Here is an 18,175-nt window from a genome sequence, read left to right as displayed (position 1 = left end):
AGTGAGGAGAGTCCGCACGTGGCTGAATCAGGCAGGGGCGGGCGAGACGCGGCCGAGACCGCAGGCGACGACAACAGCTCGGACGGCGCTCGTCCGCGGCGGCTGGCCGGCGCACGCCGGCTCCCTCTGCGTACAGTGCTGCTCATCATCGTGTTCGTGCCGAGTCTGACCTTCACTCCGCTGCTGGCCTCGGGCATGTACCAGCTCTCGTCCCAGTGGCGGGCGGAACGGGCCCAGCTCGACCTCGCGACCGAGACCGCCGGCAGACCCGCGGCGGCGCTCTTCCTCGACCTGCAGAAGGAGCGCAGGCTCACGGCCGAGGTGCAGGCCGCCGCCGAGCCGGGCATCCGCGACCAGCTCGTCAAGCAGCGGGCGGCGACCGACGAGTCCGTACGCGCCTTCCGCTCACTCGTCGGCCAGGACTTCGCCAACGGGCAGGAGGGGCTGCCCGAGGCCGTCGCCGCAGCCGACCGCGTGCTCGCCTCCCTCGGCGCGGAGCGGCGGGCGGTGGACACCGGCACGTCCACGGCGAGGAAGGCGTTCGACTACTACAGCCGCCTCCTGGTGGCGGACCTCGGCGTGCTCACCGCGCTCAGCCACACCGACGAGGGCCAGGTGAACAGCCGCGCGCAGATCATGATCGACCTGTTCTGGGTCGTGGACACGATCGGCCGCGAGGACGCCGTGCTGGCCCGCGCCTGGAAGACGGGCCGGCTGACCAGGGACGACTACACCGTCGTCACCGATGCCATCGGCACCCGTACGCATCTCCTGGAGTCCAGGATCATGCCCGCGCTCACCGGCGACGAGCTGCGGCACCGCTCGCTGATGACGAGCCAGGCGTGGAACGCCCTGGTCGCCCAGGAAGCGCGCCTGGCCACCGGCGGCGACGACGCGAGCGGCCAGGTGGCGGTGCGCGGCGACGCGGCCGCCTGGCGCACGTCGGCCGACGCGGTCACCGCCCAGGTGCTGGACCTCCTCAACCTCCGGCTGGAGACCGTACGCGAGCTCGGCTACGGCCACGCCCGCATGCTGTTCGTCGTCTTCGTCAGCATCAGCAGCGTCGGCCTGCTCGCGCTCGGCCTGGTCATCTTCACGAGCTGGCGGCTCACCTCCGTCCTCCGGCGGCGCATCCTCCGCCTGCGCGAGGAGGCCCAGGAGCTCCAGGAGCGCCTGCCCGAGGTGGTCGCCCGGCTTGAGCGCGGCGAGGACGTCGACGTGGACGCCGAGGTCCACCTGGTCGAGCCCACCCCCGACGAGCTCGGCGAGCTGGGGGAGGCGCTCAACCAGGCCAGCCGCAGCGCGGTCCTGACCGCCGTCCGGCAGGCCGAGCAGCACCGCGGTTTCCAGCGGATGCTGCAGCGGATCGCCCGGCGTACGCAGATCCTCATCGGCCTCCAGCTCAAGAAGCTCGACGAGCTGGAGCGCAGGCACGAGGACCCGGAGGTGCTGGAGGGCCTGTTCGACCTGGACCACCTCACCGCCCGGCTGCGCCGCTACGAGGAGAACCTGGTGATCCTCGGCGGCGGGCAGCCGCAGCGCCGCTGGCGGCGGCCGGTGCAGTTGCTCGACGTGCTGCGGGCCGCGCAGGGCGAGGTGCAGGACTACCGGCGGATCACGATCGACGTCGAGGGCGAGCCCTGGGTGGCCGAGCGCGCGGTCGGGCCGCTGGTCCACGTCCTCGCGGAGCTGATGGAGAACGCCACCGCCTTCTCCAAGCCGCTGACGCCCGTCGAGGTGCGGGCCTCGCCGGTCAGCCGCGGCGTCGCGGTCGAGATCGAGGACCGCGGCCTCGGCATGGAGCCCGAGCAGTACGCGGCCGCCAACGCCCTGATGAAGTCGCCGCCGCAGCTCGACGTGATGACGCACGCCGACGACGTACGCCTCGGCCTGTACGTCGTCGCCCGGCTCTCGGCGGGCCTCGGCCTGCAGGTGGAGCTGCGGCCGTCGGCGTTCGGCGGCGCCCGGGTCATCGTGCTGGTGCCGGAGACGCTGGTGGTGGAGCGTCCCCAGGAGAGCGCCGCGCCGCCCGCCGAGGAGCCCCGCCCGGCGGCGACCGGTCCCCGGCCCCGTCCCCAGGACGAGGCCGCGCGGGAGAACGCGGCCGCCGGCAACGGCCTGCCGACCCGTACCAGGGGCCGCGCGCTGGCGAACGTGGCGGCCTCGCCCGTTCCCCCGCCGCCCGACCCGGATTCCGGCCGTCGTCCGCTGCCGCAGCGCGTACGCCAGGCCAATCTGGCCGAAGAGCTCAGGACCCCGGCCACCCCGGATCCGGACGAGACAGACGAACAGCGGCTTTGGGCCCGGGGCGACCGGCCCAGCCGCTCCGGCGCCGCGATCGGCGCCTTCCAGAGGCAGTCCCGCCTGCGCCGCGGCGACGACGACACCTCACCGCACCGGCCGAACGGGTCCCCCGAGCCCGGCTCCCCTACGACGGAAGATCGATGATGACGCAGCGAACCACCGCCACCAACGCCGACCTGGACTGGCTGCTGGACGGCCTGGTCGATCGAGTCGCGGGCACCCGGCACGCCATCGTGCTGTCCGACGACGGCCTGGTGATCAGCCGCTCCCGGTCCATCCAGCGGGCGGACGCCGAGCGCCTCGCCGCCATCGCCACCGGCCAGCAGAGCCTCGCCCGCGGCGTCGGGCAGCTCTTCAGCGGCGGCCCGGTGCACCAGGTCATCATCGAGATGGCCGAGGTGTGGCTGTTCATCACGGCGGCGGGACGCGGCACGCACCTCGCCGTGGTCGCCTCCCAGGAGGTCGACGCCGAGCTGATGAGCGTCGCCATGCACACCCTGATCCAGCAGGTCGGCCAGAAGCTCGGCACCGACGCCCGCGCCCCGGAGGCCCGCGACATCGGGGGACACGGATGAAACACTGGACTGAGGGTTTCGACGACGACGACGCCGACGAGACCCTCGTCCGCCCCTACACGATCACCGGCGGGCGCACCACTCCCGAGCGGGACGACCTCGCGCTGATCACCCTCGTGACGACGGTGTCCGACACCTTCCCCGAGCCCGGCCGCGGCCCGCGCCGGCTCCAGCCGGAGCACCGCCGGATCGCCGTCCTGTGCCACCGGCCGATGGCGGTGGCCGAGGTGGCCGCCGCGCTCGACCTGCCGGTGTCCGTCACCAAGATCCTCATTGGCGACCTGATCGAGACCGGGCAACTGCGCGCCCGGCCTCCGATGGCCTTCGCGCACGCGAACGGCCTTCCCGACATGGAAATCCTCAAGGCGGTGAGGGATGGGTTACGCGAACTCTGACCACGGGGACACCGCTCCCCTGGCGGTGAAGATCCTCGTCGCCGGTGGTTTCGGGGTCGGCAAGACGACCATGGTCGGCGCGGTGAGCGAGGTCGAGCCCCTGCGTACGGAGGAGTACCTGACCCACGCCAGCGTCGGCGTCGACGACCTGGAAGGACTCAACGGCAAGACGAGCACCACCGTCGCGCTGGACTTCGGCCGCATCACGATCAACCGCGAGCTGGTCCTCTACCTGTTCGGCACGCCCGGCCAGGAGCGGTTCTGGTTCATGTGGAACGACCTCGTCAACGGCGCGATGGGCGCGGTCGTCCTGGTGGACACCCGGCGGCTGGACGTCAGCTTCGCCTCGATCGACTTCTTCGAGAGCCGCGGCATCCCGTTCGTCGTGGGCGTCAACTGCTTCCACGGCGTCAGGGACCGCGCGCCGGAGGAGATCCGCAAGGCGCTCGACCTCGACCCGCAGGTGCCGCTCGTGCTGTGCGACGCCCGTGACCGCCGGGCGAGCCGGGACGTGCTGCTCGCGCTCGTGGACCACCTGATGGCGGCGCATTCGCGGCCGGCGACGCCGGGCGCCTAGCCGTACCAGCTAGGCGTACCGGCCGCGTGACGGGGCCTCGACGGCGGCGGCGAGGTCGGCGGCGAGCGGCTCGAGGTCGGCCGGGCTCAGCGTGGAGACGGTGACGCGGATCGCGGGCGGCGTACGGACCCGGTTGCGCGCCCCCGGCGCGGCGGCCCAGCCCCGGGCCAGCAGGCGGGTGATCGCGGCGGACTCGTCGGCGACGGGCACCCACACGTTGAGCCCGGTCCGGCCGTGCGCCCGCACGCCCCGCCCGGCCAGCGCCGCCACCAGGCCGTCCCGCCGCTCCCGGTACGACGCCGCCACGGCCACCGTGTCCACCGCCCCCGTACGCCAGAGGTGCGCGACCGCCCGCTGCAACAGGTGGCTCACCCAGCCGACGGCCAGCCGCTGCCGCCCGCGCAGCCGGTCCAGCGTGGCCCGGTCGCCGGTGACCGGAGCCAGCCGCAGGTCAGGGCCGAACGCCTTGGCCGTCGAACGCACCAGCACCCACCGGGACGTGACCCCAGCCAGCGGGTGCAGGGGCACGTCCACGAAGCCGTCCCCGTGGTCGTCCTCGACGAGCAGCACGTCGGGGTGCGCGGCCAGCAGCTCGCGCAGCGCGGCGGCGCGGGCGGCGGTGACGGCGGCGCCCGTCGGGTTCTGGGCGCGGGCGGTGACCACGACGGCCCGTACGCCGGCCCGCAACGCCCGGTCGAGATCGTCGGGAAGCGGCCCTTCGTCGTCCACACGCACCGGCACCGGCCGCAGGCCCAGCACCGCGACCAGGTCGAGCAGGGACGACCAGCCCGGGTCCTCGACGGCGACCGGGTCGCCGGGGCGCAGGGCGGTGGCGAGGACGCGTTCGACGGCGTCGAGGGTGCCCGAGGTGATCGCCAGGTCGCCGGGCGGCACGCCGTCGCGGCTCAGGCGGGCGGCGGCCAGGGCGAGCAGGTCCGCGTCGTCGTGGGTGCCGTACATCGCGGGCCGCTCCTCATGGGCTCGGGCGGCGGCGGCGAGCGCGTCGTGCAGGGGCGGCAGCAGGGCCGCGTCGGGATTGCCCTTCGACAGGTCGCGCACGCCCGGCGGCACCTCGATGCGGATGTCCTCCCGGGTGGTGCTGGCCGGACGCGGCCGGACGCGCGTGCCGCGCCGCCCGGCGGTCTCGACCACGCCGCGCTCGCGCAGCAGCCGGTAGGCGGCCGCCGCCGTGCTGGGGCTGACCCCGGCCTGCTGCGCCAGCTCGCGGATCGGGGGGAGCGGCGAGCCCGGCGGCAGCCGTCCCTCGGAGACGGCCGTCTCGATCCCGGCGGCCAACTCGCTGGCTGTCTCGCCGGCAATCCGATATTTTTCTAGCACAAAAGACATTATGTACTAATACAAAGGAGTTCGGGTGCTTATTCATCCTTGGGACGCGGCTGTCGACGCGGACGAGTGGCGGTCCTGGCTGCGTACGCGTGACTTCGGCCTGCTGGCCGCGAACGGCGCGCAGGGCGGCCCGCCCGTGGTGGTGCCGACCCACTTCCTGCTGGACGCGGGCAGCGGCGAGGAGATCGTGCTGCATCTGGCCCGGCCCAACCCGATCTGGGCGGCGCTGGAGGCCAACCCGACCGTCGTGATGAGCGTGCACGACGACTACGCCTTCATCCCGTCCACCTGGCGCGCCGACTCCCCCGGCACCGGCGTGCCGACCAGCTACTACGCCTCGGTGCAGCTCACCTGCACGGCCCGGATCGTGGACGACAAGGAGGGCAAGGCCGACATCCTGCGCCGCCAGCTCGCCCACCACGAGCCGGACGGCGGGTACGGCGTGGTCGCCGCCGACGAAGGACCGTACCGCAAGATGTTGTCCGCCATCCGTGGGCTGCGGCTTGAGGTGATGGGCGTCCGGGCCAAGTTCAAGTACGACAGCCACAAGCCGGTCGAGCTCCGCGAGCGCGTCGCCGCCGCGCTGGCCGAGCGCGACCTGCCGGGCGACGCGGGCGCGCGGGCGCACCAGCTCAGGAGGATGGGCACGCAGTAGGGCGAGCTTTCCCACACACTGTGGATAACTCACCCTTCCTGTGGATAACCACTCCCCGTAATGCCGCATCCCCAGCCAACCCCTCACCCCGGCCCACCGCGCCCAAAACCGGCTCAGCACGCACGTCCTCCCAGTACAGACCGGACGCGCAGATATCCACAGGATGATCGGCCGGCCGCGCCGAACCCCTTTCCCCGCCGCCCTTTGCGGGCGACCTCGTCCGTGCACAGCCTGTGGACGACGGGGGACTTGCCTACTCCACCCACCACCATCCGTCACCCAGCTCCCGGACCGGCCGCCCCATCCCTCCCTCCGCCGTCGGCACGAGCCGGTCGGCGCCCGGCGACGGCCCGAGGTACGCGATCCCCGCCCCGCTCTCCCCCCGCCACTCGTCCACCAGAACCGGCAGATAAAGCCCGCCATCCAGCACCCGGACCTCCCCGCCGACCGACACGTACGCCATCCACCCGGGCGGCTCGACCGGCCGGCCCTCCCGGTAGTCGGCGGCCAGTTCGGCGAACGCGTCCCGCTGCGCCCACACGACGCCGTCGACGAACGCGGTCCGCCAGTCCACCGCCCACATCCCGGCACCCGCCACGCTCGCGGCGACCAGCACCGCCGCCGCCCGCGCGTACGCCCGTACGGACAGGCGCAGGAGGACCGCGACGAAGGTCCACAAGCCGCTCCACAGCCAGCCGAACCCCACGACGAGCAGCGCCCCGAACCACCCCATCTCCCGGTGGAGGGGGATCTGCAGCCAGCTCGCCGCGACCAGGAACATCCACCCCAGCACGGCCATGAGAACAGACATCCGCACAAACCGGATCGTCCCAGCCTCCCTGTCGCCTGATCAGGACTTTCACCGCCTTCGCACAGAACCCGCACATCTGAATTCTCGAATTGGAGGTTGACAAGCAACCCCTCATCCGTCATCCTGAAGATGCGACCGGATAGATGGGTCTGCGTCAGCGTGGACAAAATTAGGCAGAGCGAGTACGCTCATGCTTCCACGCTCCCCTTGTGACGCCTCGTGCTGCCCGCTCGCATCCCGAGGTCGTCTGGCGTGCGTGTAGTCAGTCCGCCGCGAGCCCTCGGAAGGACATCTGTTGGCAGCCTCGCGCAACGCCTCCGCCGCACTCACTGGTCCCCGTCGCGTGTCTTTCGCCCGCATTCACGAGCCGCTCGAAGTTCCTGACCTTCTGGCCCTGCAGACCGAGTCTTTCGACTGGCTGCTCGGCAACGACAAGTGGAAGGCCCGGGTAGAGGCGGCTCGTCAGGCCGGGCGCAGGGACGTCCCGACCCAGTCGGGCCTCGAAGAGATCTTCGAAGAGATCAGTCCGATCGAGGACTTCTCGGGGACCATGTCCTTGTCGTTCCGGGATCACCGGTTCGAGCCGCCCAAGTACTCCGTAGACGAGTGCAAAGACAAGGACATGACCTACTCCGCCCCGATGTTCGTCACGGCGGAGTTCATCAATAACACCACTGGTGAGATCAAGAGCCAGACGGTGTTCATGGGTGATTTCCCGCTCATGACGCCGAAGGGCACGTTCATCATCAACGGCACCGAGCGTGTCGTGGTCTCGCAGCTGGTCCGCTCGCCCGGTGTGTATTTCGAGCGCACTGTGGACAAGACCTCCGACAAGGACCTGTACGGGTGCAAGGTGATCCCGTCGCGGGGTGCCTGGCTGGAGTTCGAGATCGACAAGCGTGACAGCGTCGGTGTGCGTATCGACCGCAAGCGCAAGCAGGCCGTGACGGTGCTGCTGAAGGCGCTGGGCTGGACGAACGACCAGATTCTGGAGCGGTTCGGCCAGTACGAGTCGATGCGGGCGACGCTGGAGAAGGATCACACGGCGGGTCAGGACGACGCGCTGCTGGACATCTACCGCAAGCTGCGGCCGGGTGAGCCGCCGACCAAGGAGTCGGCGCAGACGCTGCTGGAGAATCTGTACTTCAACGCCAAGCGGTACGACCTGGCGAAGGTGGGCCGCTACAAGATCAACAAGAAGCTCGGGGTCGACGCGGAGATCACGCAGGGCACCCTGACCGAAGAGGACATCGTCGCCACGATCGAGTACATCGTCCGGCTGCACGCCGGCGAGGAGTCGATGCCGGGCGCGGGCGGTGAGGTGATCGTCGAGATCGACGACATCGACCACCTCGGCAACCGGCGGGTCAGGAACGTGGGGGAGCTGATCCAGAACCAGGTGCGCCTGGGTCTGGCCCGCATGGAGCGGGTGGTCCGGGAGCGGATGACGACGCAGGACGTCGAGGCGATCACGCCGCAGACCCTGATCAACATCCGGCCGGTCGTGGCGTCGATGAAGGAGTTCTTCGGCACCTCGCAGCTGTCGCAGTTCATGGACCAGACCAATCCCCTGACCGGGCTGACGCATCGCCGGCGCCTGTCCGCCATCGGACCGGGCGGCCTGTCCAAGGAACGGGCGGGCGTGGAGATGCGTGACGTCCATCCGTCCCACTACGGCCGGATGTGCCCGATCGAGACCCCCGAGGGCCCGAGCATCGGCCTCATCGGCTACCTCGCCTGTTTCGCCCGGCTCAACGCGTTCGGCTTCATCGAGACGCCCTACCGCAAGGTCGTCGACGGCCGGGTCACCGAGCAGATCGACTACCTGACCGCCGACGAGGAGGACAGGTACGTCATCGCCCAGGCGAACTCCCCTCTCTCGGCGGACGGCGGCTTCGCCGAGCCGCGGGTGATGGTCCGCACGAAGGGCGGCGAGGCCGAGTACGTCCGCGGCCACGACGTGCACTACATGGACGTCTCGCCACGCCAGATGGTGTCGGTCGCGACGGCGATGATCCCGTTCCTGGAGCACGACGACGCCAACCGCGCGCTCATGGGCGCGAACATGATGCGCCAGTCCGTCCCGCTGTTGCGCAGCGAGGCGCCGTTCGTCGGCACCGGCATGGAGTACCGCGCCGCCACGGACACGGGTGACCTGGTGCTGGCCGCCAAGGCCGGGGTGGTCGAGGAGGTCTGCGCCGACTACGTCACGGTCAGGAACGACGACGGCACCGGCACGACGTACCGGCTGGCGACGTTCAGGCACTCGAACCAGGGCACGAGCTTCAACCAGAAGCCGATCGTGGACGAGGGCGAGCGGGTGGAGGCCCGCCAGGTCATCGCGGACGGTCCCTCCACCGAGGGCGGTGAGCTGGCGCTGGGCAAGAACCTGCTGGTGGCGTTCATGCCGTGGGAGGGCTACAACTACGAGGACGCCATCGTGCTGTCCCAGCGGCTGGTGCAGGACGACGTGCTGTCGTCGATCCACATCGAGGAGCACGAGGTCGACGCCCGCGACACCAAGCTGGGCCCCGAGGAGATCTCCCGCGACATCCCCAACGTCTCGGAGGAGGTGCTGGCCGACCTCGACGAGCGCGGCATCATCCGCATCGGCGCCGACGTGGTGACCGGCGACATCCTGGTCGGCAAGGTCACCCCGAAGGGCGAGACCGAGCTGACCCCGGAGGAGCGGCTGCTGCGCGCCATCTTCGGCGAGAAGGCCCGCGAGGTGCGCGACACCTCGCTGAAGGTGCCGCACGGCAAGGCCGGGAAGGTCATCGGCGTCCGGGTGTTCTCCCGCGACGAGGGCGACGAGCTTCCGCCGGGCGTCAACGAGCTGGTCCGCGTCTACGTCGCGCAGAAGCGCAAGATCACCGACGGCGACAAGCTGGCCGGCCGGCACGGCAACAAGGGCGTCATCTCCAAGATCCTGCCGGTCGAGGACATGCCGTTCCTGGAGGACGGCACCCCGGTCGACATCATCCTCAACCCGCTGGCCGTCCCCGGCCGGATGAACGTCGGGCAGGTGCTGGAGACGCATCTGGGCTGGATCGCCGCCCAGGGGTGGGACCTCTCCGGTGTCGAGGAGGCGTGGGCCGAGCACCTGCGCGACAAGGGCTTCGGCCAGGTCGAGCCGCGCACCAACGTCGCCACCCCGGTCTTCGACGGCGCGCACGAGGAGCAGATCATCGGCCTCCTCGGCAACACCGTGCCCAACCGCGACGGCGAACGCCTCGTGGGACGGAGCGGCAAGGCCATGCTCTTCGACGGCCGCAGCGGCGAGCCGTTCCCCTACCCCATCGCCGTCGGCTACATGTACATCCTCAAGCTGAACCACCTGGTCGACGACAAGATCCACGCCCGCTCGACCGGCCCGTACTCCATGATCACCCAGCAGCCGCTCGGCGGTAAGGCCCAGTTCGGCGGCCAGCGCTTCGGCGAGATGGAGGTGTGGGCGCTGGAGGCGTACGGCGCCGCCCACGCGCTCCAGGAGCAGCTCACGATCAAGTCCGACGACGTGGTCGGCCGGGTGAAGGTCTACGAGGCCATCGTCAAGGGCGAGAACGTCCCCGAGCCCGGCATCCCCGAGTCCTTCAAGGTCCTCATCAAGGAGATGCAGTCGCTGTGCCTCAACGTCGAGGTGCTCTCCAGCGACGGCAGGTCCATCGAGATGCGCGACACCGACGAGGACGTCTTCCGCGCCGCCGAGGAGCTCGGCATCGACCTGTCCCGGCGCGAGCCGAGCAGCGTGGAGGAGGTCTGAGCCGCGTTACGGGTGCTGCTGGTCCCAGCGGGTACGGGCGGCGGCGACGGCGTCCTTGTGCTCGCGGGACCAGTCGGCGAGCGCGGACACCATGCCCGCCAGGCTTCTCCCCATGTCGGTGAGCCGGTAGTCGGTCTGCGGCGGGACGGTCGGATAGAGCGTGCGTACGACCAGCCCGTCGCGGCACAGCCGTTTCGTGGTCAGTGTGAGCATCCGCTGCGAGATGCCGGGGATCGCGCGTTCCAGCTCACGGAAGCGGCGCGTTCCCTTGGCCAGCTCGACCAGCACCAGCACGGTCCACCGATCGCCGAGGCGGTCGAGCACGTCGCGGATCCCGCAGTCGTCATCACCACACGGCCCGGTGGGGGCTGAGCCGTTGACCTGCGGGATTACCGCCGTGTTCGTCACTGACACGAAAGTGCCTCCTTACGGTGCCGCGGCCAGGCGCGGATGATCGGTCACGTTCTGATCCAGATCAACATCGGGGAGCACCGAATGATTCTCGTGACCGGCGTCTCCGGCGGGCTCGGCGGCCTGATCCACCGCGGCCTGTCGGCCCTGGACGGCCTTGAGGTGGCGGGCGGCACCCGCTCGGGCGACGGCGTGACCGCCCGCCGGCTCGACTTCGACGACCCGGCCTCGCTCGCCGCCGGCTTCCACGGCGTGGACGTCCTCGTGTTCGTCTCGGCCGGGTACGCCGAGGACGACGTGGTGCTCGCCCGCCACGGCGCCGTGGTGGACGCGGCCGAGGCCGCGGGCGTCCGGCACGTCGTCTACACCAGCCTCGCGGGGTCGGGCGAGCTGCTGACCCTCGCGCTGCCGCACCGCTGGACCGAGGCGCGTCTCGCCGCGGCCTCGTTCGAGGTGACGATCCTGCGCAACGGCCTCTACGCCGAGATCCCGGCCGGGCTCGCCGCCCTGGGCGCCGCGACGGCCGCCGAGACGGGCGTGTTCGCGGCCGCGCTCGGCGCCGGACGGATGTCGGCGGTGGCGCGGGAGGACCTGGCCGACGTCGCCGTCCGGGTGGCGGCGGAGATCCAGGGCGACCTCGCGGCGGGCCGCCGCAGCCGGCACGCGGGCCGGACGTACGAGCTGGAGGGCGTCGAGGCGGTCTGCGGCGACGACCTCGCCGAGGCGCTGGCCGGCGTGCTGGGCCGGCCGGTCAGCTACCGGCCGATCCCGCTGTCCGCCGCCCGCGAGGCGCTGACCGGCCTCGGACTGGAGCCCTACCAGGTCACGCACACGCTCTCGACCTTCTCCAACGTCATCGCCGGCAACCTCCAGGCCCGGGGGAGCGACCTGCCCGCCCTCCTGCCCGCCGAGCCCCGTCCCGTACGCGACCTGATCCTCGCGGCGGTCGCCGGCAGCGGCGTCTGAACGACCCGCTCAGGGGCCGAGGCAGGACTTCCCGGCCTGCTGGACACACCCTTCGGGCAGCCGTGGGCCCTCACCGGTCCAGCCGTGCTTCCTGACCACGTCCGCGGAGGCCAGGTCGCCGACCTTCAGGCCGAGGCGTGCGGGCAGTGGCTCGGTCACCAGGGACGTCATCCCGAGGACGTCGCCGCTGGAGCGATCGAACACCAGTCGCCGCTCCAGCGGATCGCGGTCGACTCTGCGGACGATGGCCAGGCCGCTTCGCCCTTCGGCGTCCTTGGCCTCGTCCACGATCCGTGCGCCGGGCAGCGCGGCCATCATGCGCAGGACGGCCGCCCGCACGGCGGGCGGGGTAGGCATCCGCGTGAGCAATTGCTCGCCCATCACCCACAGCTTGTCCTGCTCCGAGTATCGCGTGACCGAGGGACTGCCGGGACCGGCAGCTTCCTGGCGCTCGCCGCCCCACAGCCGCAACAACTCCGCTCTCAGCCGCTGCGGATCCTCAGGTAGTGCGAGGAGCTGAGGACGGGTCAACGACGCCGAGCCGAGCTCGAAGCCCTCCGGGAACCAGTAGTCCGTCCTGCCACGCCGGTCCTGCACGCCCTTGCAACCCACCGTGAAACCGCACAGGGCGGGCGCACCCGCCGTACGCCACTTCCGTTCATCGGCGGTCGTCACGGGCCGGGTCTGGAGCGGCGTGGTCGCCACGGCGGCGCCGCGGGGAGTCGCCCAGTGGACCCTGCGGGTACGCTCCTCGATGTTGTACGTCTGCTTGGACGGCCGCCCCCTCGTCAGGGTCTCCACCTCGCTGCGCCAGTATTCACGCGGCTGCTCGACCCGCCTCGCCAGCGCGTCCACCACAGCGGTGAACCCTCCAGGAGCCGCGGGCTGCCGCGACCAGGAGGGAAAGATCGCGACCGCGCCGAGCACCACCGCGACGGAGGCGGCCGCCAGCATCGGCAGCACCAGGAAACTCCTGCGCGGCCGGGCCACGGCAGGAGCCGCGACACCCTTCAGGCTCTCCGGGGACACCAGTTCCGCGCCGGCGGTGAAAGCGTCGCGGAGCCGGTCCTCGACGTTCCGGGTCATCGCTCCTCCTGCAGTTTCCCCGCGAGCACCTTCAGCGCCCGGGATGCCGTCGATTTGACCGTTCCGCGGCTGACCCCCATCACCTGGGCGATCTCCGCCTCCGACAGGTCGAGGTAGAACCGCAGCACCAGCACCTCGCGCTGGCGTCGCGGCAGAGCCCGCACGGCCAGGAACACCTCTCGCCGGGTCTCCCCGAGCAGCGCCGCCGCCTCCGCCGACCAGAAGGGAACCTCACGGTGACCGCGGAACCGCCCGACGACCGCCCTGCGCCGCAGCACCATCCGGCACCCGTTGACCACGGCCGTACGCAGGTACGGCAGCAACTGCCCCCGGTCAGCCAACCGGCTCCACCTGCGATACACCTCGGCGAACGCGTCCTGGGCCACGTCCTCGGCGGTCTCCTGGTCGCCGACCAGCAGGAACGCCAGGCGCACCAGCGCGAGGCGGTGAGCGAGGAACAACTCCGTCACGGCCGTGTCGGCCGCGCCGGGTGGCGGATGGACTGTCTCGGATCTCATGCCATCTACATGCACAAGTCCCCTGGGGGGTTGCGTCACACCGCCGATCGAGCGTCCGCTCAGGCAGTGCGTCGCTCAGCCGGTGGAGCTTCGAGCGCCCAGGCTCCAGATCCGGAGGGTCCCGTCCCCGCCGCTGGAGATGACGACCGGGGTTCCGTCGCTGCGCCGCCCGGTCGCCAGGGCGGAGATCGGAAGGGTGTGCCCGGCGACGGGTTCGCCGAGGCGCTCCCCGGTGTCCAGGTCCCACATCAGCAGGTGGCCGGCGTCATCGCCGGAGACGATGACGGGGGAGCCGTCACCCCGCCGCCCGACCGCCACCTCGACGTCGCCACGGCTCGGGGTTTCGATGGACTTGCCGATCGGTTTGCCGGTGTCCAGGTTCCAGATCCGGATCCAGCTCGGCGGCGTGCCGCCGTCCTCGTCGGGACCGGACGGGATGTCGCCGGAGACGGCCACCGGGATGCCGTCGCTGCGTTTACCCAGGGCAAGCCCTTCCACCAGGCAGATGCCACAGCGGCTGAGAGATTTGCTGAGGGGCTTGCCGGTGTTCATGTTCCAGATGCGTGCCCTGCCGTTGGTCGCGCCCGTGACGAAAACCGGGGTGCCGTCGCTGCGCTTGCCGGTGACCAACTGGGTGACCGTGAGGGCGATGGGACTCACGGCCGGTTTGCCGATGAGCTTCCCCGTGTCCAGGTTCCAGATCTCGACATCCCGGGTCAAAGCGTCGCCACTGGAGACGATGACCGGGGTGCCGTCAGTGCGCTTCCCGGTCGTCACCGCATAGACCAGGCTCGATTTGAGCGGCTTGCCGAGCGGCTTTCCCGTGTCGAGGTTCCAGATCCGGATGTCGTCGGCGGCGCCGGAGACGATGACCGGAGTCCCGTCGCTGCGCCTGCCGACGGCGACATCGTAGATCTCGCCCTTGTGCCCCCTGAGGGGCTTCCCGAGAGCCTTGCCGGTGTCCAGGCTCCAGATCCGCACGGTCCTGTCGTCCCCGGCGGAGACGATGACCGGGGTGCCGTCGCTGCGCCTGCCCACGGCCACCGTCTCGACCGCGCCTGTGTGACCTTTCAGCGGTTTGCCGAGGGGTGCAGCCGGCGCGGAGGCGCGGCGGACATCGGCGGTCGCCCGTCCTGCCGGCGGACCCAGCGGCCCGATGATCAGCAACGCTCCCGCTGCGACGGCCAGCGCCTTCACCTTCACCGGCACCGTCCGGCCGCCCATGTCCGCTCCATCACCAGGAAGCTGTGATCTTCGATTCCCGAAACCCTAGCGGCACATCCGGACAACGCAAAAGGCCGCCTCCGAAGATCGGACAGCGGCCTTTACCAACTGGGTGGGGCTACCAGGACTTGAACCTGGGACCTCTTCCTTATCAGGGAAGCGCTCTAACCGACTGAGCTATAGCCCCGCTGCACACCGAACCGTATCGCATCCATGGTGTGGAGGCGAACCGGTTGCGCGGACGAGGAAAAGCTTACCGTGTCCGGGGAGCTGCTCGCGCCGTCCCGGCCCCGGCGGGCCCGGAAGGGACGGCGCGAGCGGCCTTCCACGTACGCGCTATTCGGCCTCGCTGAAGGTCACCTCGACGCCCCCGACGAGGTCGGAGGAGATGTTGTAGATGACCGCCCCCAGCGTGGAGAGCGCGGTGATCAGCACGACGTTGACCGCGCCGATCAGGGCCGTGTAGCCGAGGATGCGCACCGGCTCGAACCACGAGGCGATGTCGATCGGGATCGAGCTCTGGCCCTGCTCACCCTGGCCGAGCTGGTTGACCAGGTCCACGATGCTGTCGAACACTCCGAGGGCCTGCAGCACGCCGTAGAGCACGGCCACGGCCACGAACAGCACCACGAAGCACACCAGCGACACCACGAAGCTGAACTTCATGGCCGACCACGGCTCGATGCGCCGCAGGACCAGGTGGGCCTTGCGGGGCAGCCGGTTGCCGCCGGAGTTGGAGGAGTTCTTCTTGTTCTTGCCACTTGTCAGCTCCACCTGCGGCGGAGCCTCGGTGGCCAGCGACGGGCGGGCGCGCATGCCGTCGTTGCGGCTGCCGTCGACCGGCGCGCCGGGCGCCTGGGAGCGCTGCTGTGGTTCGTCCTTGGTCGGGACGGCCTTGCCCTGCGCGGGCGAGGTGGTGTCCTGACCGTCGTCGACCGGGTTGAAAATCTCGGTTTCTCCGGGCTTTTTCGGCTGCTGTCCGTTACCCGAAGCCGCCTGGGTCCTGGCGGGGCCACCCTGGGCGCTCATGGACTACTCTCCTCCCCCGTCTTCATCACTGTCCACCGAAGTCTCCATGGACTCCGCGTTCCGGGCGAGGGCAACCACGCTGTCGCCTTCAGCGAGATTCATCAATCGAACTCCCATGGTCTGACGGCCGGACTGCTTGATCTCGCCGGCACTCGTCCGGATCACACCGCCGGCGGACGTGATCGCGAAGACCTCGTCCTCAGGGTTGACCATGACGGCTCCAACCAGCTTGCCACGGGAACTCACGATCTTCGCCGTCAGCACCCCTCTACCGCCACGGCCTTGAACCGGATACTGCTCCACTGGCGTCCGTTTTGCGTACCCCGCCTTCGTGGCGATAAGCACGTCTTGACCGTCGGCCATGCGATTCATGGCGAGAAGTTCGTCGCCTTCGAGGAACCTCATGCCGATCACGCCGCTGGTGGCCCGGCCCATGGGCCGGAGCGCCTCGTCGGAGGCCGTGAACCTGATGGCCTGCGCCCCCTTGGACACCAGCAGCAGGTCATCGGTCTCGGAGACCAGACGGGCTCCGATGACCTCGTCGTCCTCCCGCAGGTTGATCGCGATCAGACCGCCGGACCTGGGGGAGTCGTACTCCGACAGGCGGGTCTTCTTGACCAGGCCGCTGCGGGTGGCCAGGACGAGGTAGGGCGCGACGTCGTAGTCGCGCAGGTCGAGAACCTCCATGACTGTTTCGTCGGGCTGCATGGCCAAAAGGTTCGCCAGATGCATGCCCCGGGCGTCACGGGCGCCCTCGGGCAGCTCGTACGCCTTGACCCGGTAGACCCGGCCCTTGTTCGTGAAGAACAGCAGCCAGTGGTGCGTGGTCGTGACGAAGAAGTGGTCGACGATGTCGTCCTGGCGCAGCTGAGCGCCGCGAACGCCCTTGCCGCCCCGCTTCTGGGCGCGGTAGGAGTCGGTCTTGGTGCGCTTGGCGTAGCCGCCGCGGGTGATGGTGACGACGATCTCGTCCTCGGCGATGAGGTCCTCGATCGACATGTCGCCGTCGTAGGCGATGATCTCGGTCTTCCGCTCGTCGCCGTAGCGGCCGACGACCTCGGCGAGCTCCTCGTTGATGATCTCCCGCTGGCGGGCCTCGCTGGCGAGGATCGCGTTGTACTCGGCGATCTGCGTCATGAGGGAGTCGTACTCGTCCTGGATCGCCTGGCGCTCCAGGGCGGCGAGCTTGCGCAGCTGCATGTCGAGGATGGCCTGCGCCTGGACCTCGTCGATCTCCAGCAGCGACATGAGGCCCTGCTGGGCGTGCGCGGCGGAGTCCGAGGCCCGGATGAGGGCGATGACGTCGTCGAGCCGCTCCAGGGCCCTCAGCAGGCCGCGCAGGATGTGGGCGCGCTCCTCGGCCTTGCGCAGGAGGTAGCGGGTGCGCCGGACGATGACCTCGATCTGGTGGGCCACGTAGTGCCGGATGAACTGGTCGAGGCGCAGCGTGCGCGGCACGCCGTCGACCAGGGCCAGCATGTTGGCGCCGAAGGTGTCCTGGAGCTGGGTGTGCTTGTAGAGGTTGTTGAGCACGACCTTGGCGACGGCGTCCCGCTTGAGGACGATCACCAGGCGCTGGCCGACCCGGGAGGAGCTCTCGTCGCGTACATCGGCGATGCCGGTGAGCTTGCCCTCGCGGACCAGCTCGGCGATCTTCAGCGCGAGGTTGTCGGGGTTGACCTGGTAGGGCAGCTCGGTGACGACCAGCGCCTGCCGGCCCTTCTCCTCCTCGACCTCGACCACGGCCCGCATGGTGATCGAGCCGCGGCCGGTGCGGTAGGCGTCCTCGATGCCGCGCCGGCCCACGATGAGCGCCTTGGTGGGGAAGTCGGGGCCCTTGACCAGCCTGATCGACGCTTCGAGCAGGTCGTCGTCGGTGGCCTCGGGGTTCTCCAGCGCCCACTTGACCGCCGCGGCGACCTCGCGCAGGTTGTGCGGCGGAATGTTGGTGGCCATGCCGACCGCGATGCCGCCCGAGCCGTTGACGAGGAGCTGCGGGAAGCGCGCCGGGAGGACGTCGGGCTCCTGCGACTTGCCGTCGTAGTTGGGACGGAAGTCGACGGTGTCCTTGTCGATGTCGCGCAGCATCTCCATGGCGATGGGCGCGAGCTTGCACTCGGTGTAGCGCATCGCCGCCGCGGGGTCGTTGCCCGGCGAGCCGAAGTTGCCCTGGCCGTCGACCAGCGGGTAGCGCAGCGACCACGATTGGGCGAGGCGGACCAGCGCGTCGTAGATGGAGGTGTCGCCGTGGGGGTGGTAGGTGCCCATCACGTCACCGACGACGCGGGCGCACTTGAAGTAGCCGCGGTCGGGGCGGTAGCCCCCGTCGTACATCGCGTACAGCACCCGCCGGTGAACGGGCTTGAGGCCGTCGCGCACGTCCGGCAGCGCTCTGGACACGATGACCGACATCGCGTAGTCCATGTAGCTGCGCTGCATCTCGGACTGGATGTCCACCGGTTCGATGCGGTCAGCCGGGGGAGTGGTGTTCACGTCCGTCACAGGTGAAATTCC

The 18,175-nt window shown here is 70.3% G+C and carries 15 protein-coding genes and 1 tRNA gene; 7 read left to right on the top strand and 9 right to left on the bottom strand.

From position 1 onward, the window contains the following. Positions 1–156: 156 nt before the first annotated feature. Genes AC27IY_RS16855 through AC27IY_RS16840 form a run of 4 tightly spaced genes read left to right on the top strand, consistent with a single transcriptional unit; the run spans position 157 to position 3,851 of the window. A complete protein-coding gene (locus AC27IY_RS16855; RefSeq protein WP_487178462.1) occupies positions 157–2,448 on the top strand; it encodes a sensor histidine kinase in 2,292 nt (763 codons plus the stop codon). After that, on the top strand, positions 2,448–2,879 hold the full coding sequence (locus AC27IY_RS16850; protein WP_487179108.1) for a roadblock/LC7 domain-containing protein: 432 nt from the start codon (positions 2,448–2,450) through the stop codon (positions 2,877–2,879). Before AC27IY_RS16855 ends, AC27IY_RS16850 begins: the two co-directional genes overlap by 1 nt. Further along, positions 2,876–3,274, top strand: a complete 399-nt coding sequence (locus AC27IY_RS16845; protein ID WP_344214043.1) for a DUF742 domain-containing protein — start codon at positions 2,876–2,878, stop codon at positions 3,272–3,274. Before AC27IY_RS16850 ends, AC27IY_RS16845 begins: the two co-directional genes overlap by 4 nt. Then, positions 3,255–3,851 carry a GTP-binding protein gene (locus AC27IY_RS16840; RefSeq protein WP_364461214.1) on the top strand — a complete coding sequence of 199 codons (597 nt, stop codon included), beginning with the start codon at positions 3,255–3,257 and terminating at the stop codon, positions 3,849–3,851. The genes AC27IY_RS16845 and AC27IY_RS16840 overlap by 20 nt, the downstream gene beginning before the upstream one ends. A gap of 9 nt (positions 3,852–3,860) precedes the next feature. Here AC27IY_RS16840 and AC27IY_RS16835 read toward each other — a convergent pair whose 3' ends face one another. Beyond that, on the bottom strand, positions 3,861–5,147 hold the full coding sequence (locus AC27IY_RS16835) for an aminotransferase class I/II-fold pyridoxal phosphate-dependent enzyme (RefSeq protein WP_487178461.1): 1,287 nt from the start codon (positions 5,145–5,147) through the stop codon (positions 3,861–3,863). 76 nt (positions 5,148–5,223) lie between these two features. Here AC27IY_RS16835 and AC27IY_RS16830 point away from each other — a divergent pair, with 76 nt between their 5' ends. Further along, a complete protein-coding gene (locus tag AC27IY_RS16830) occupies positions 5,224–5,853 on the top strand; it encodes an FMN-binding negative transcriptional regulator (protein WP_423478401.1) in 630 nt (209 codons plus the stop codon). Positions 5,854–6,106: 253 nt separating this feature from the next. Here AC27IY_RS16830 and AC27IY_RS16825 read toward each other — a convergent pair whose 3' ends face one another. Further along, positions 6,107–6,664, bottom strand: coding sequence for a hypothetical protein (locus tag AC27IY_RS16825; RefSeq protein ID WP_487178460.1), 558 nt, complete (start codon positions 6,662–6,664; stop codon positions 6,107–6,109). Positions 6,665–6,959: 295 nt separating this feature from the next. Between AC27IY_RS16825 and rpoB the strand changes: the two genes are divergently transcribed. Next, on the top strand, positions 6,960–10,427 hold the full coding sequence (gene rpoB / locus AC27IY_RS16820; RefSeq protein ID WP_487178459.1) for a DNA-directed RNA polymerase subunit beta: 3,468 nt from the start codon (positions 6,960–6,962) through the stop codon (positions 10,425–10,427). A 6-nt stretch (positions 10,428–10,433) separates the two neighbouring features. Here rpoB and AC27IY_RS16815 read toward each other — a convergent pair whose 3' ends face one another. Beyond that, the gene (locus AC27IY_RS16815; protein ID WP_423451628.1) at positions 10,434–10,841 is read right to left on the bottom strand and encodes a winged helix-turn-helix transcriptional regulator; all 408 of its coding nucleotides are present in this window, start codon (positions 10,839–10,841) and stop codon (positions 10,434–10,436) included. An 81-nt stretch (positions 10,842–10,922) separates the two neighbouring features. Here AC27IY_RS16815 and AC27IY_RS16810 point away from each other — a divergent pair, with 81 nt between their 5' ends. Then, positions 10,923–11,804 carry an NAD(P)H-binding protein gene (locus AC27IY_RS16810; protein WP_487178458.1) on the top strand — a complete coding sequence of 294 codons (882 nt, stop codon included), beginning with the start codon at positions 10,923–10,925 and terminating at the stop codon, positions 11,802–11,804. Positions 11,805–11,813: 9 nt separating this feature from the next. Here AC27IY_RS16810 and AC27IY_RS16805 read toward each other — a convergent pair whose 3' ends face one another. The 6 genes from AC27IY_RS16805 to gyrA all read right to left on the bottom strand — a co-directional run bounded on the left by AC27IY_RS16805 (position 11,814) and on the right by gyrA (position 18,163). Next, positions 11,814–12,890: a CU044_5270 family protein gene (locus AC27IY_RS16805; RefSeq protein WP_487178457.1), complete on the bottom strand. Its 1,077-nt coding sequence runs from the start codon at positions 12,888–12,890 to the stop codon at positions 11,814–11,816. Continuing rightward, positions 12,887–13,408: a SigE family RNA polymerase sigma factor gene (locus AC27IY_RS16800; RefSeq protein WP_344209056.1), complete on the bottom strand. Its 522-nt coding sequence runs from the start codon at positions 13,406–13,408 to the stop codon at positions 12,887–12,889. Before AC27IY_RS16800 ends, AC27IY_RS16805 begins: the two co-directional genes overlap by 4 nt. A gap of 75 nt (positions 13,409–13,483) precedes the next feature. Beyond that, positions 13,484–14,632 carry a WD40 repeat domain-containing protein gene (locus AC27IY_RS16795; protein WP_487178456.1) on the bottom strand — a complete coding sequence of 383 codons (1,149 nt, stop codon included), beginning with the start codon at positions 14,630–14,632 and terminating at the stop codon, positions 13,484–13,486. A gap of 113 nt (positions 14,633–14,745) precedes the next feature. Continuing rightward, positions 14,746–14,819, bottom strand: a tRNA-Ile gene (locus AC27IY_RS16790). Between the two features lie 149 nt (positions 14,820–14,968). Beyond that, entirely contained in the window at positions 14,969–15,661 is a 693-nt protein-coding gene (locus tag AC27IY_RS16785) for a DUF3566 domain-containing protein (RefSeq protein ID WP_487178455.1), read from the bottom strand. 3 nt (positions 15,662–15,664) lie between these two features. Further along, positions 15,665–18,163 carry a DNA gyrase subunit A gene (gene gyrA / locus AC27IY_RS16780; protein ID WP_364457238.1) on the bottom strand — a complete coding sequence of 833 codons (2,499 nt, stop codon included), beginning with the start codon at positions 18,161–18,163 and terminating at the stop codon, positions 15,665–15,667. Positions 18,164–18,175 lie beyond the last annotated feature (12 nt).

The sequence above is a fragment of the Nonomuraea sp. B208 genome (assembly GCF_057536035.1).
The sequence above is the reverse complement of the archived record's forward strand: the minus strand, read 5'-3'. Positions and strand labels throughout refer to the sequence as shown.